Genomic DNA, 14,251 nt, shown 5'->3' on the forward strand with positions numbered 1-14,251 from the left:
CGTACAGGGCCACGGCATCGGCCTTGAACTCGTCCGAGTAATCCTTCATCGCCATCGGCGGCCTTCTCGCTTCCTCCGGATCAAGCAGATCCAGTATCAGCGTGTCCACCACTCAGGGGGAGGCTCCACCCTCTGACGCGACCCCACTGATCCTCCAGGCAGACTCCCTGGGGGATCGGTGTATCTGAGCCTTATGGAGGATCAGAGGGTTGCCTTGTAGGGCTAGCTAGCCCTACGGGTGAGCCAGTCTCGGACAGTTTTGCCTGGGGGATCAGACGGTTGGACGACGCTACTATCTCGCGCCCACAAGTCCCGGACGACGAGGCCGGGCCGCAGGACGGCTCGTGGACCGGGGACCGTCGTCTGATGCCGTCATCTGCGGTGTTGGCCCTGCAGGCCCCAGCCCGCATCAGCCGCGCGACACGTCGGCGGCCGCATCCGGCGCCTGCCCGCTTGAGCACGGCATGGACGCGCGGGGCGCCGTAGGTTCCCCGCGATCGCGTGTGGACGTCGGCGATCTGCTGCGTCAGCTCGGTGTCACGGACCGCGCGGGACCCAGGCTTGGCAGCGCGGCGGGCATAGAAGGCGGTCCGGGAGACGTTCAGCAGCTCACGCGCTCGTTTGAACGCTGTGACCTGCACGCTTCTCCGCCTCGAAGACCGGGTGCACCGTCACCGGATCTCCTTCGCGAAGAAAGCCCGCTTGAGGATGTCGACGTCCTCAAGCAGACGACGGTTTTCCCGCCGCAATGCGGCCAGTTCCTCGCGTTCGCTGCTGGTCAGGCCATCCCGCTCGTCCGCATCGACCTCGGCCTGCTTCACCCAGCCACGCACCGCGGGCTCGGTCAGATCGATGTCCTTGGCGATCTGACCGACCGAGCGGTCACCGCGTCGGCACAGCTCGACGATCTCTGCTTTGAACTCCGGCGTGAACGAGCGACGAGGGCGAGTCTTCTTCTTCCCCATGCTCTCCATGATGGACATCCTCCCGGGGCTGAACCCCTGATCTCGGATGTCCGCCAAAGCGGATCAAGCCCAATCCTGTTGCACCGGGCTGGGCGGCTGGCACCCTAAACGTGTGGTGATCGATGACCGTCGTCTTGCCGGTGCCCTGACTGGGATGGAAGGTTGCTGGTGTTGTCCCGGTGGCGATGGCTGTTGTTTGGGCCGCGTGGGACGCCAGGCAGGCTGGTTCACAGACGAGTACTCAAGGACAACCTTCTGGGGAGTCTGCGTGTCACAGTGATCGCTACGCTAATTTTTCACACACGACTGGCGCAACCCGTGGGCGCGGTTGTCGTGTCCGGGGGAGAGTATCGAGGTATCAGTCGCCAGCGTGTTGGTGACGTGGAGACAGGCTGAGAACAATGGTGGGTTGAGGGATCGCGGGGAGTGAGGCGAGAACGTGGAGTATGAGCAGGCGGTCGTCGACGTGGACGCGGCTCCTGCCGGCACGATGCGCGTGGCGACAGCACAGGCATGGGCTCGGATCCTCGTGGGCGTCGACTCCCCCAACGACCTAGGCACGTTGTTGGGGCGCTCGACGACCACAGGCGACGAGGTCGACGTCCGTTGCCATACCCAGCGAGCACGAAACCTGCTACGCAAGAATCATCTTAGGCGCCTCGATCAGCTGCTGGGGATGACCATCGCCGATTTGCGTAATATACGACAGTGCGGCAGAGAGAGCGCCGTAGACATCTTGACCGCTTTGTTGCTGACACTAGTTGGCGATTCAGGCATGCAGCCCCAAAGGTCCGACGTTCCGTTGCCGGGGATGGACGCTCAGCTGGATTCTCCCAAGCCTCGGAGGTATGACGGCGACGGCAGAGACCACGATCCTGTGAAGGATCCTTTGCTTGACCTCCTGAAAGGCGCGTGATGACTGACGACTTGCCCTCCTGGGAACCGAGGTGGAAGCGCCGGTACAACTCGCCGCCAGATGACCTAATCAAAGATTTCTATGTCCCTGCCTTCGCCCGGTCGCGAAATTACGATCGGGCTGTTGGGTTTTTCTCTGCGGGCATTCTGGCGGCAATTGCGCCCTCTCTTGACAGGTTCGTTCTCAACGGCGGCATGATGCGGCTCATTACGTCCCCTGCTCACCTAAGCGACGATGAGCTGGCGGCAATGGGTAAGGGCGAGGAACTCAAGAACTACATTAAGGAGGGGCTTCGACGAGCCGTCTTGCAGCCGATTCCCAGCCCTGTGCTAGCGGACCGGCTGAAGCTGCTGACATGGATGGTCGCCACAGGCCGGCTGGATGTCCGCATTGCACTGCGGGAGCATACGCACAGTTACGCACTGTTCCATGAGAAGATCGGAGTCTTCTCTGACCAGGCCGGTAACTGGATGACGTTCACCGGCAGCCCGAATGAAACCATCGGCGGAGCTAGGCTTCATTCGGAGTCGTTTCCGCTGCATCGTAGCTGGGTGAACGAGGAGCAGCGCGCGTATGCCCGCGAAGAACGAGATCGGTTCGAGCAGCTATGGGACGAGCGCGTTGATGGCGTAGCTTTGTGGCGGGTAAACGACTGGATTGAAAATCCTATGCGGTCCAACTTCGGCATCCGCGAGCCGTCTGCAGGGCGGACAATAACCGAAACTGACCAACCAGTCTCGTCGATCGCTCTTTCTTTGGAAGGCGTGTCGCTTGTCCCGTCGCTACCTGACGACCTCACACTGCGCGAGTTTCAACAAGATGCGGTGAATGACTGGCTCCGGGCTGGTGGACGTGGCACTTTCGCTATGGCAACAGGCACTGGTAAGACCATCACCGCCCTGACCGCCGCGACGCAAGCCTCCGTATACTCCTCCAACGCCAACAAACCATTGCTCGTGCTGGTGATCGTGCCACTGATCGATCTAGTGGAGCAATGGCGTCACGAGGCCGAGCGGTTTGGCTTTCGTCCCGCTGTCTGTCACGGAGCCCTCACCAGCAGCCAGCGGGAGCATCTGAAATCTGTATTCTCAGCTGCCCGATCAAGTCAAGGACGCCGAGCTGAGATGGTAATCACCACAGCGGGCAGCCTTACGCCGCGTAGGGAGGACGTCGCTGATGACGACCATTTTGTGCAGCGGCAATTGGCCCGTCATCGTGGCCGGATAATGGTCATCGGGGATGAAATGCACTCGCTGGGCACACCAGCGCGCCTTGATGCGCTGCCCCCAAATCCCACGTTTACCCTGGGGCTCTCTGCGACGCCCAAGCGGCACGGCGACGACGAGGGTACGCAGGCTCTCCTAAGCTACTTCGGCGATCCCGTGGTTTCGATCAGTATCAAGCAGGCGATCTATCAGTACAACGCACTCGTACCTTATGACTACTTGCCTTATCGGATCGAGCTAACCGATGACGAGGCTAAGCGTTATCGGCAGATTTCGCAACGGATCGCGGCTGCATTCGCCAAGGGGGATGAGCTGGCGGCAGAGGCTCAAATCCGAGCGCGCACCAGGCTAACTCAGCACGCTACTGGAAAGCACGATCGACTTCGGCAGCTGATGGCGAGCGGCTTGAAAGACCAGACGCACCAGATTATTTACGTTGCCGAAGGGAAAAATCCCGAGACTGACTTCCCTGCGCTCAAGAAGACCGAGAAGATGCTCCGCGAGGATTTCGGGATGCGGATCGAGTGCTATTACGGTGAGACAGACAGGAATCGTCGTGAGGCCCTTCAGGAGCGCCTCGCTAGTGGGGACATTCAGGCTCTATTGGCTATGAAATGTCTAGACGAAGGAGTTGACATCCCATCAGCGCGTATTGGTGTCATCACCGCGTCTACCCAGAACCCTCGGCAATTCGTGCAGCGTCGTGGGCGACTTTTGCGGCGTGATCCGAATAATCCGAAGTCGCACGCTGTTATCTATGACTTCATCGTAATGCCGCCTAGACCTGCCGGCGAGCCATCAGATTCAGAGAAGCGCCTCATTGGTGGGGAGTTGTCTCGCGCCGCTGAACTCGCCGAGGCGGCACGAAACCGCGAGGCTCTTCTGACAATTATCGAGTGGGCATACGAATACGGTCTACGTCCCATTGATCAGCCCTGGATGAGTATGACTGAGGACGACGAAATGGAGGAATGGGCCTGATGAACCCATTTGAAGAGCAAATGCAGAGAATGGCGAGCGAGTTGAGTTCTGAGGCGAAGGAGGTGGTCAATTACGTTGTTACTGCGGAACATAGGCGAAGGTTCTCTGATGACCGCAGTGACCTACCCGACGAATTTGCTAACCGTGCTCTTCAGATGGCGAAGGCTAAGGAGGGTCGTAAGTGAAGTTCGTGACTTTGGTAATGCGTAATTGGCGGTCTTTCCACGGTGATCACCGAGTCGAGTTCTCTATCGACCCGCGTAAGCCTGTAACTCTAATTCTAGGGCCTAATGGTGCTGGCAAGACAGCCCTTCTCAATGCGTTCACCTGGGCTCTGTACGGCGAGTTCACTGACGGCTTCGCAAGTCCAAGCCAATTGGTCAACGTCGATGCTGTAGAGATGGATCCGTCTGCCGAGACCTGGGTAGAAATTACCCTGGTCCACGAGAAAGATGAGTTCCGTATCCGCAGGGTAACCGATGCGCACAGGCAGTCCGCTGGCGAATATGACCTCACAGTTACCAAGAACGGTGAGCGTGCGGTTGAAGACGACATTTATCGGATTCTCCCTAAAGCACTCAAAGACCTCTTCTTCTTTCCTGCCGAGACGTTCAGTACTGCGAACGTATTGGAGGGGAGCAGGCCTGGCGAGGGATCCTCTCTAAACATCGGCCAGGCGATCAGATCTCTGCTGGCTGGCGACATCTACGACCGGGCGATCGAGGATCTGCGTAAGGCGATAGAGAGTGAGGCACTCAAACCGCCTAAAAACTATAGTGACAACACCGTCGAGGAAGCTCGGCGGAGGTATGCGCAGGCTCAGGAGGAGCTCAATTCTGCTGAGGAGCGTCGTGATGCCCTTCCAGGGCTGCTAGCGGATGCCAGGGACAAAGCGAGTAAAGCGAAAAAGGACGCTGAGAGGTACAACCCGGAGGAGATCAAAAAATGGGAGCGTGAGTACGAACAGCGAACGGGTCGCGTGCGGCAAGCCGAAGTGGCAACTCAACGAGCGTACGGGCTTTACCTCGACCTGGCCCGCAAGGCGCATCTCCATTTTGCTCAGAGCGCAGTGTACTCCGCGATCTCGCAGCTTGACCTAGCTGAAAAGGCTGGCTTGATGCCTCCGCGTATTCACGAGTCGGTGCTCGACAAGACGTTGAAAGACTGCCGCTGCACGCTGTGTGGCGAGCCACTCTCGAAGGAAGCGAACGAGCGCATCAAGAGGCTGCGCGCACACGTCGGCGACGCGCGGATTGCTGTCCGCGGCATGGAGACTCGCTCTCTGCTTGTGCGGCATGCCACCCAGAAAGACATGGCGGTCGCGAACCTTCGCAACGAGATTGCCTCTCTCGCGTCAGATCTTGGAGTTGCTGGCCCGCAGCAGGGTGCCGACATGAGAATGCTCCAGGCAGTGCTGCGGACGTGCCTCGATATGGCTGAACGGTTGCTTGCCAATGCGACACGTGAACTCATGGAATTCACCGAAGCCCAGGATGTGGAACGACCCCCATCAGGGCAGAGCCCTGTTGAGATCGCCATGGTGAGGCAGAAGAGCGTTGATGTACTCGTTGCCGAGTCCAAGGGCATTGAAGGCGAAATTGAGGCGCTATCGGCCAAAGTCGGAGAGTTGCTGTCGGACTACACTAAGAAGTCCTCGAAATCTGAGGGGCACAAGCGCAAGACAGCCGCCATTGAGATCCTTCGCGAGGTCAAGAAATTCTTCGACACAGCCCGTAAGGGTCTGAACCAATTTGGCCGAGAAGATTTCGAGAAGGCAATCAATGCAACCTACTCGGATCTGATTGCCAAGCCGTATCAAATCCACGTCGGCGAGGATTTCGGCATTACGGTGCGTTTTCCAGGGAAAGATGAGGAGATTCCGCTTTCTCAGTCCGAGAAGGTGTTGGTCTTGATTGCTTTCCTGGGTGCCATCGCAAGGCTGGCTCCGCTTTACGAGGAGATCGCCCGGAATCAACAACAACTCAAGCGTACGGGGAGCGTCGATACATCGCGGAGTCATGGCTTCCCAGTCGTCCTCGACTCGCCGACAAGCCCATTGGATGATGAGTACGAGGCCGACGTGGTGAATGCGCTGCCCAGGTTGCTGCCTCAGGTCGTCGTGTTGGTTTCAGCGAAATCCGTTGCTGTATGGGAGGGGATCGCTGGTAGCGTGGGAAGCGCCAATATTATGGAACTGACCTCGCGTAGCTCTAGCAACCGAACAGTCCGATGGAACGGAAAGGACCACACCTACAGCGCTCAAGACGAAGGTGTGGCACATGCTAGAACACGGATGACCAATATCAGTTGAAGGACGAGATATGGCGAATGTCAACATCTATCCGGCTCATAGGGATATCCTTGATTCGCTTGTCACGTCGGGCAAAGCGAAATCGGCCGCGGCAAGTACTAAGACTGGCCCATTCAAGGAGATGCGGGACGCGTACGTATTTGCTGCAACGCTGGCGATGGCGCTAAATCAGCCTACGCCCGCGGAGGAAATGCCTACCTCTAAGAAAGAGGTGCTTCCTATTCAGGACCGAGTGTTTTTCGGTGCAGATGGCGCTACCGAGATCACCGCTGCGGTGGTTCTGACAAGCGCCGCTCCTGACCAAACCATCGATGATTCTCTGAGGTCACAGATGGATCTGCTGGCCAGTGAGAACATGGCGGAACAGCTGGCACTGCTCGACCGCTACGCGCACGCAGGGTTCGACTGGCTCCGAAAGCACTCGCAGGACGAAAGCAGCATCCGCGACCTTGTCATGACGGCTATTGACACAGTCGAGTGTGCAGAGAGAGAAGTTGGAGACGGCTCACAGGTTCAGGATCCACTACTGGGTCTGCTTAATATGATTATCGAGTGATTGGTCGGCGCGAGCCCTCAGGGTAGCGGTGTGTGGGTCTGGTGGTGAGATGGCCAAGTCGGAACCTTCGTGCTCCGTAGACGCGCAACCCCCTTCTGCGGCGTGAGCATCAGTCGAAATATTCGTTGCGTGGCTGAACGCCTGGCACACTTTCGCAGAGCCCGCTGCACCCAACCGCCTCTCGTCATTGCGGCTGAGGGCCCCGCCTGGAGCCCACCACGCTGAAAGCGCTCCATGCCTGAGCCAGGGCGTGGGGCTCCGGGAGCGAGGGTGGCTCTCGTCCCAGAGATTGTCTGCGCCTAAGCCCGCGAAAGCCAGCCACGACGGCGGGTGGGCCGACCGATCCACGCGCGCGTGTGTCTCGCTGCACCACCACTGGCCTCAACCACGTAACAGGCTTTGTGGCCGTGAGGTGAGTCAGGCAGGTTGCTTGATGGCTGAGGTGAGTGCTAGGGCTCGCTCGTCGAGCACGACAGCTCACAACACGCTGGTGCGATGTCGTGCCAGCGCAATGACGGCCTGGACGTGTTTGGAGTCCTCGTCGCGCTTCTGAGATACGACACCTGGTTGGGATCGCCGCGGATGATGCTGATCTGCGCGGACAAGTATGAGACTTGGCGCAGGAGGCGGTCGTATCGCTTGAGGCGGTGCAGCTCTTTGTGCGGCGGCCGGAGTCGTCTGGGAGAGACCAGTCCGGCTGCTGACGCGTGGTGGCCTGCGCAGGTGCAGACAGCGAAGTCGTCGGCAGGAACGACGAGCTCTGTCTCGAGGACGGATCCCAATCAGGAGAGCGACTCGATGAACCCGGCGTGTGGATGGGTGAAGAAGTCTCAACCTGTGCGGCGTCCCCCATTCTTTGCGCGGTGCGGGCGCCGGCCGGGCTGGAGCGGGGCGGAGACAGGAGCGCAGGCCCGGCCGGGGGTCGGGCCGCGCGCGGGGAGCGGAGCGAGCCGCCTTGAACCGGTGAAGAAGGTTGTTACTCAGTCGCGGCTGGGATGCTCCAAAGCGGCGCACAGTACCGCTCCGGTCGGCTGCTGATGAGCAGCTGGCGTAGATCGTCCCGCTGGGTGCCGCTGAGGTTCAGGACCTCTGTCAGATGGCGGAAGGTCGTGTGGGTGACTCCGCGGCTTCGGGCCTCGTCCTCGAACGCATCGAGCTCCGAGAGCACGGTGTCCGGATCGAGCTTCACCGCTGGCTGGTCCTTGAGCCAGGCTGCCTTGTTGCGTTCGTAGTCGATCTCCGAGTAGCCGCAGATCTCTCGGCTGCAGGACTCGGCCTCGACCAAGCTGGTGGTCGACAGGACCGCGCGGGCCAGCTCGTTGCGGTGCAGAGCGTCGTCCATGTCGACTTCGTGCACTGTCGGACTGTCATCTGTGAGTGGGATGAGGAGTCCTGCGTCGCGTACCTCGCAGACGCCCCTCGCCCCTCGCGCTGCCGCAGCTAGCATTCCCGTGGCCTCGGACGGATGCCACTCCAGAACGTCGCTCACCGGCTCCGTGTCCTTCGGAGCGAACGTGTGCACCAGAGTTCCGAGCATGCTGCGTACGTCGTCGGCCGGGAGTTCGCCGTCCAGGCCGGGGCCGGCCACCAGGAGCCGCACGGGAGCGTTCACCTGACAGCAGGCGGCCAGGGTCAGAGCGTCCCCAAGAGGGCTCTTAAGGGTCGGTTCGTCGCCTCGCGCGAGGATGTCTCCCCCCACGTCCAGGAGATCGACTGAGGTCGGCGCCAAGAGGGCTATCACCTCTTCGAGTTGGCGCGCTACGCCTTCGGCGCCATGGTGCGGGTCGATCAGGGCGAAGGTGTGGGGGAGCTCCGCGGCGAGCCGGGGCAGGGTGGATCCTGCCGGGGCGATCGGGTGGGCCGCGGCTGGCACTGACCACACGGTCTTGGTGAGCTGCCGTAGGCCGGTGAAGTCGGAAGGGGCGCGGGGGCCCGGCACCGGGTCGACCAACAGGCGGTCCCACGCATACGTGAGGATCACCGCCTGGCCGTCGTCGCCGTACAAGACGGCGTCAAGCACTGCGGCGGCGACTGCGTCGCCCCCTCCTCCTGCTGCGACGATCAACCGCGTCATGTGCTCAACATTACGGGTTCGGGGTCTGGCCACCGACCCTATAGTGGCTAGAGGCCATAGCCACTTGGACGAGGAGGGGACATGCCTCAGATCGAAGAGGCGCAGCCGAAGTATCTCCAGATCGCTCACTACATCCGCGATCAGATCCTTCGGGGCGACCTGAGGCCAGGGGACGAGGTCCCCTCGGAACGGCAGCTTGCGGCCAACTGGAAGGTGTCCAGGCCGACGGCGGCGCGGTCCCTGGAAGCACTGAGCCACCAGGGGCTCGTCGAGAAGCGGCAGGGGTCGGGCACGTATGTGCGCAGTCTTGAAGTGAACCGACGTGCACGGGAGTTGTACGGGCGGGCACGGCAGACCGGGAAGATCTACACGCCTGGTGAGTACGCGGTCATCACGTCGGCCGGGTGGCTGGATGCTCCTGACTACGTCGCTGAGGCGCTGGGGCTGGGGAAGGATCGTCGGGCAGTGCACCGCCGGCGCGTGACCAACAACCAGGACGGCCCCATCACACTCTCCACATCGTGGTTCGCGCCTGACGTCGGGCAGCGAGCGCCCAAGCTGCTGGACCCGGAGCGGATCCAAGAGGGCACGCTGATGTATGTCGAGAACGCGACCGGACGGCAGGGGAGTTACGCCGAGGACCGCATGTGTGCTCGGCAGGCGACCGAAGAGGAGTCGGCGGACCTGCGACTCGAGTCCGGATCACCGGTCTTGGTCGTGCACCACGTCGTCTTCGACCTGCAGGACCGGCCGTTGGAGTTCGCCGAGGCCACCTACCCACCGCAGCGCTGGGCGTTCGAGCAGGGCTACCCCCTCACCTGATGAATCGCGCCATTTCAGCGAACGGCTTGCATCCTCCAAGTGGCTAATGCCACTATCCATTCAGTGGCTAAGGCCACTTGGAGAAGGGGGTGCGGTCGTGACGAGTCAGGGGTCGGTGCAGGGCGGGCACTTAGTTTGCCGGGCATGCCGTGGTCGGGGTTGGAAGCGGGTCAGCTCGCGCTCCGCCCTGGCGCTCTCCGCCGTCAACGACCGTGCCCGTGCCGCATCGAATCGGCGCTGCCTCGACTGCGACGGTAGCGGCAAGGAGTGAGCACGGATGGCCTACATGATCGACCGCTATCCCTCTGAGGACTCACCGCGACTCGGGGCGATGACCTTGTACCCCGTAGCGGAGTCCGCGGCTCTGTCCCGGCGCTGGTTCCGCAAGTTCATCGCACCGTACAACCCGGCCTGCTCGGTCGACGACTGCGTGCTGATGATCTCGGAACTGGTCACCAACGCCATCCGTTACGGCCAGTCGGACGAGGTCTGGCGAGTGCGAGTGGAGTGGTTCCGGGAAGGCACCTCGCTCAAGGTCGAGGTGCACAACGCCGGCTTTCCGGCGAGGGTCCGGCTACGGCGACCGGACGCCGCCGATGCGCACGGACGCGGATTGCTTCTCGTCGATTCGATCGCCGACTCCTGGCGCTGTGGGCCCAGTCGTTTCGGCGGAACGGTCGTCTCCTTCGTGATGGCCGATGCCTGGCCTTCCTGAGGCGGGGGCAGGCACCCGGTACTGCGCCATCGGATTTATCGCTAGTCTGGTTGACCAGTTGACTTGGCCAATCCCGACGGGCGGCGTTCATGGCGTATGAAGTGGAGGCACCCAAGTACGTACGCCTCGCCCAGACGATCCAGGGTCGCATCGAGGATGGCACGTACCCTCCGGGCTCGAAGGTGCCCAGTGAAAATCAGCTGGTGCAGGCCTTCGGTATGTCCCGGCCGACGGTCGTGCGCGCTCTTGAGTTGCTGAAGCGAGATGGCTGGCTGGAGTCCAGGCAGGGATACGGAACGATCGTGCGCGGTCGGCCGACCGCTGTCGAGCAGGGGGACCGCCGCGGGCGGGAAGTGCTGGAACGCGATGAATCGCAGAGTTCAGGACGCCTGATTGCTGTCGATCAGGTACCGGTTCCCGCGCGCGTTGCTTCAGCGCTCGGCCTGCCTAAGCGAGCCAAGGTCCTCATGCGCCGCTTCCTGGTTGTGGAGGACGGTGAGCCTGTCGAGCTCGTCTCGTCTTACTTCCCCGCCGGCCTGGTTGACGGCACCGAGTTGCAGAGTGCTGAACTCCTGACCGGCGGTACCCGTGAGCACCTTGAGACGCGAAAAAAGGTTCGCTTCGATCACGTGACGGAACGGGTGTCGGCCAGACTACCCGAGCGTTCTGAGGCCGATCTCCTGGAGCTGCCGGACGGTGTGCCCGTCCTCAGCGTCCTAGTTGTCGCGTGCGACGCCTCAGGTCAGGCGCTGCAAGTCTCTGACGTGATCCTCCCGGCTGACCGGCAGGAACTCGAAGACACGTACCGACTCGGCTGAACCTGGGGGCGCCCACTGCGGCTTGGCTGGGACGGCTGAAGCTCACGCACGTCGTGTGGCGAGTCGGTACACGACATAGGTAAAGCCGAGGATGACGTCGACTGCCGCCCACAGTCCGATGATGAGTCCCACGCCGATTGTGGTTCCGACGTCGTCGGCGTCCTCGCACAGCTTCAGGTTGTCGCCGGTTAGCCCTCGGCAGTCTTCGGGAGTGCCGCTGCCGCTCGCGGCGCCTGTGATCCCCCAGATCAAAAACAGAACCTGGATGGCGAGAAAGATCCAGAGGAAGATGCGGCGCCGCTTCTTTGGCTGCGGTGGTGTTCCGCCATGGTGCGGACTGCCCGCCGGGGGACCTTGTGGCGGTGCTGCCCAGCCATCCGGTGGCCGTGCGGGTGTCTGCGGCTCGCGTGGATCCCACGATTGCGGCTCCTGAGCACGGTGTTCTCTGCCCATGTCCGCCCTCCTCCGTGTGGCTGATTTCATGGTGCGCTTGCGTTACCGCATTCGCTCGTTGACGAACGGTAAGCCACTTGACAAGTCAACTTGGCATCCCTAACTTCGAACTTGCTAAGTCAACCTGTCAGGTGGCGGGTTGATCCGTCTCAGAAGGAGAACTCTCTGTGCGTGTGATCCGCGTTGACGCCTCGACCGCGACGATCCTGCTCACCGAAGCGCCGGCGCCGAAGGTGCGTGATCGGCAGACCGGTGAGATCGCCAAGGACGCCGTGAGCGGTGAGGCGCTGATGACCGTCGGCGTCGTCTTCATCGACGAGGGGGACTCGTCGCTCATCCAGGTCACCGTTCCCGAAAGCGGTGTGACGGAGGGTCTGACCGTCGGCGCTCCCGTCTCCCTGCCGGGGCTCATCGCCCGGCCGTGGGAGAGCGTGTTCAACGGCCAGCAGCGGCATGGCATCGCCTACCGCGCTACCGCGATCGCGCCGGGTGCCTTCCCGGTCCCGGTCGCTCAGGCGGGCTGATCGTCGTGGCGGACCTGATCTCGTTGGCCGAGCTGGGCGTACCTCTCGCTGCGATGGGCGGCGCGATATACGTCCGGCACGCCAACCCGGCGGCGTACTGGTGCACGGTCGGGCTGCCGGTCTCGGTGGCTCGGCTGCTGGCCTCGTACTCCTCGACCATGGACGCCTGCGGTCTGACCGTCGAGCCATCCCGGTTGCGGGTGCTGGCCATCAAGGCGACCAGCCGTCGGGAGATCCGGCCGGTCCCGCCTCGGCGGGGCATCATTCGGCCCACTACGACTGGCCTGCGCGTCCGGCTGCGCCTCGCTCCCGGCCAGGAACCGGCCGACGTCCTCGCCTCGGCGGAACGGCTCCGCCACGCCTGGGGCGTGCACGGCGTGTACGTCAAGGACGTCAAGCCTGGTGTCGTCGAACTGCGTCTCATCGGCTTCGACGTCCTGCGCAAGGTGCGGATGCCGCGGCGGACCGGAGCCGGTTTCCTCAGGGTGCCGGTGGCTCTGAGGGAGGACGCGACCGCGTTCTTACGGGACTACCGCGCCGTCCCGCATGGACTCGTCCTCGGCGCAACGCTGTCTGGCAAGTCCATGTACCTGCGGAACCTGGTTGCCGGGCTCGCCCGACAGCCCGTTGCCCTGGTCGGCATTGACTGCAAGCGGGGCGTCGAGCTTGCCCCGTTTGCCTCCCGCTTCACCGCGCTGGCCACCGACCCGGACGAGGCGGCCGAGCTGCTGCCCGTCCTGGTCAAGGAAATGGAGGACCGATACGACCTCATCAAGGCCCGGCAGGGCATCGCTCCCGGCACCCGCGACGAGGAGATCACCTCGGACATCTGGGGCCTGCCCGACAGCGAACGGCCCACCCACATCGTGCTGTTCATCGACGAGGTGGCCGAACTCTTCCTCGTCGCGACCCGCAAGGACGAGGAACGCCGGGACGAGATGGTCACCCACCTCATCCGCCTCGCTCAGTTGGGCCGGGCGGCCGGCATCTACCTGGAGGTGTGCGGGCAGCGCTTCGGTGCCGAGCTGGGCAAGGGCGCGACCATGCTCCGGGCCCAGCTCACCGGCCGCGTCTGCCACCGCGTCAACGACGAAGCGTCGGCCAAGATGGCTTTGGGGGACATCGCTCCGGAAGCTGTCGATGCCTCCTGCGCCATCGCCGCCGAGCTGCCGGGCCTGGCTGTGGCCGGTGACACCTCCGGCGGCTGGTCCCGCATCCGCACTCCGTACCTGTCCCTCGCCGCTGCTGCGGCCACCTGCCGCGAGACGGCCCACCTCGCCCCGGACGTTCCGGCGCTCACGCCCTTCCGGCCGTACGTCCCGCCTGTCGCCCTCGACCGCCCGGAACCGGTAACTACCGCGCGCCTCGCCGCCGACGCACAGGGGGACTGATCAATGCGCACCTCCGGCATCCGCCTGGACCCCATCCTGATCCAGGCGGCCATCGCCGCGGCGCTCTCCTTCGCCCACCTGCACGACCTCGCCGCGGCGGCCGGGCAGGACGGTTGGAAAGCGTGGGCCTATCCGATCAGCGTTGACCTGCTCCTCGTCGCGGCGTGGCGGCGGCTGCGCTCCGGTACAGCGAAAGCCGCTGGCTGGTGCTGGTTCATCGTCGCCCTGGCCGCGTCACTCGGCGCCAACGTCGCCACCGCCGGTCTGCTCGACCTCGGACACGTCCCGGCCTGGCTGCGCATCCTCGTCGCCGGATGGCCCGCGGTCGCCTTCCTCGGCGGAACACTCCTCGCGCACGGCACCCCGGACCGCGACCAGGCACCGGTACCGGAGCAGGACGAGACACCCGCGCCCCGCGTCACGCCAACTGCCCCCGAACTGCCCGTCGCCGACCCACAACCGGCCACACCGCCCGCCGCTGCCCCCGTCCCTCTCTCTT

Annotated in this window: 14 protein-coding genes; 10 read left to right on the plus strand and 4 right to left on the minus strand. The window is 62.9% G+C overall.

What is annotated here, in order from left to right; genetic code table 11:
• Window positions 1–191 precede the first annotated feature (191 nt).
• A complete protein-coding gene (locus tag EHS43_RS48985) occupies window positions 192–641 on the minus strand; it encodes an IS3 family transposase (RefSeq protein WP_125192313.1) in 450 nt (149 codons plus the stop codon).
• 30 nt (window positions 642–671) lie between these two features.
• Complete coding sequence (locus tag EHS43_RS21015; RefSeq protein ID WP_185806339.1) at window positions 672–965, minus strand: transposase; 294 nt, start codon at window positions 963–965, stop codon at window positions 672–674.
• Between the two features lie 439 nt (window positions 966–1,404).
• Here EHS43_RS21015 and EHS43_RS21020 point away from each other — a divergent pair, with 439 nt between their 5' ends.
• The 4 genes from EHS43_RS21020 (at window position 1,405) to EHS43_RS21035 (ending at window position 6,955) form a co-directional block, all read left to right on the plus strand.
• Window positions 1,405–1,881, plus strand: a complete 477-nt coding sequence (locus tag EHS43_RS21020; protein ID WP_125192315.1) for a hypothetical protein — start codon at window positions 1,405–1,407, stop codon at window positions 1,879–1,881.
• A complete protein-coding gene (locus tag EHS43_RS21025) occupies window positions 1,881–4,088 on the plus strand; it encodes a helicase-related protein (RefSeq protein ID WP_125192316.1) in 2,208 nt (735 codons plus the stop codon). The genes EHS43_RS21020 and EHS43_RS21025 overlap by 1 nt, the downstream gene beginning before the upstream one ends.
• Before the next feature lie 181 nt (window positions 4,089–4,269).
• The gene (locus EHS43_RS21030) at window positions 4,270–6,399 is read left to right on the plus strand and encodes an AAA family ATPase (RefSeq protein WP_125192317.1); all 2,130 of its coding nucleotides are present in this window, start codon (window positions 4,270–4,272) and stop codon (window positions 6,397–6,399) included.
• Window positions 6,400–6,409: 10 nt separating this feature from the next.
• Window positions 6,410–6,955 (plus strand): hypothetical protein, encoded by a 546-nt coding sequence (locus tag EHS43_RS21035; RefSeq protein ID WP_125192318.1) that lies wholly within the window; start codon window positions 6,410–6,412, stop codon window positions 6,953–6,955.
• A 976-nt stretch (window positions 6,956–7,931) separates the two neighbouring features.
• On the opposite strand, the gene EHS43_RS21040 is transcribed toward EHS43_RS21035, so the two are convergent.
• Window positions 7,932–9,029 (minus strand): DUF1152 domain-containing protein, encoded by a 1,098-nt coding sequence (locus EHS43_RS21040; protein WP_125192319.1) that lies wholly within the window; start codon window positions 9,027–9,029, stop codon window positions 7,932–7,934.
• An 81-nt stretch (window positions 9,030–9,110) separates the two neighbouring features.
• Here EHS43_RS21040 and EHS43_RS21045 point away from each other — a divergent pair, with 81 nt between their 5' ends.
• The 3 genes from EHS43_RS21045 (at window position 9,111) to EHS43_RS21055 (ending at window position 11,384) form a co-directional block, all read left to right on the plus strand.
• Window positions 9,111–9,851, plus strand: coding sequence for a GntR family transcriptional regulator (locus tag EHS43_RS21045; protein WP_125192320.1), 741 nt, complete (start codon window positions 9,111–9,113; stop codon window positions 9,849–9,851).
• 277 nt (window positions 9,852–10,128) lie between these two features.
• Window positions 10,129–10,566 carry an ATP-binding protein gene (locus EHS43_RS21050; protein WP_125192321.1) on the plus strand — a complete coding sequence of 146 codons (438 nt, stop codon included), beginning with the start codon at window positions 10,129–10,131 and terminating at the stop codon, window positions 10,564–10,566.
• Between the two features lie 89 nt (window positions 10,567–10,655).
• Complete coding sequence (locus tag EHS43_RS21055) at window positions 10,656–11,384, plus strand: GntR family transcriptional regulator (RefSeq protein WP_125192322.1); 729 nt, start codon at window positions 10,656–10,658, stop codon at window positions 11,382–11,384.
• A gap of 42 nt (window positions 11,385–11,426) precedes the next feature.
• On the opposite strand, the gene EHS43_RS21060 is transcribed toward EHS43_RS21055, so the two are convergent.
• Window positions 11,427–11,837, minus strand: coding sequence for a hypothetical protein (locus EHS43_RS21060; RefSeq protein WP_125192323.1), 411 nt, complete (start codon window positions 11,835–11,837; stop codon window positions 11,427–11,429).
• A gap of 167 nt (window positions 11,838–12,004) precedes the next feature.
• Between EHS43_RS21060 and EHS43_RS21065 the strand changes: the two genes are divergently transcribed.
• The 3 genes from EHS43_RS21065 to EHS43_RS21075 all read left to right on the plus strand — a co-directional run.
• On the plus strand, window positions 12,005–12,361 hold the full coding sequence (locus EHS43_RS21065; protein ID WP_057603435.1) for a hypothetical protein: 357 nt from the start codon (window positions 12,005–12,007) through the stop codon (window positions 12,359–12,361).
• Window positions 12,362–12,366: 5 nt separating this feature from the next.
• Window positions 12,367–13,752 carry an FtsK/SpoIIIE domain-containing protein gene (locus tag EHS43_RS21070; RefSeq protein WP_125192324.1) on the plus strand — a complete coding sequence of 462 codons (1,386 nt, stop codon included), beginning with the start codon at window positions 12,367–12,369 and terminating at the stop codon, window positions 13,750–13,752.
• Between the two features lie 3 nt (window positions 13,753–13,755).
• Window positions 13,756–14,251 (plus strand): DUF2637 domain-containing protein (locus EHS43_RS21075; protein ID WP_125192325.1); only part of this gene is annotated, 496 nt, incomplete at its 3' end.

This window comes from Streptomyces sp. RP5T (genome assembly GCF_003933965.1).
Classification (GTDB): domain Bacteria; phylum Actinomycetota; class Actinomycetes; order Streptomycetales; family Streptomycetaceae; genus Streptomyces.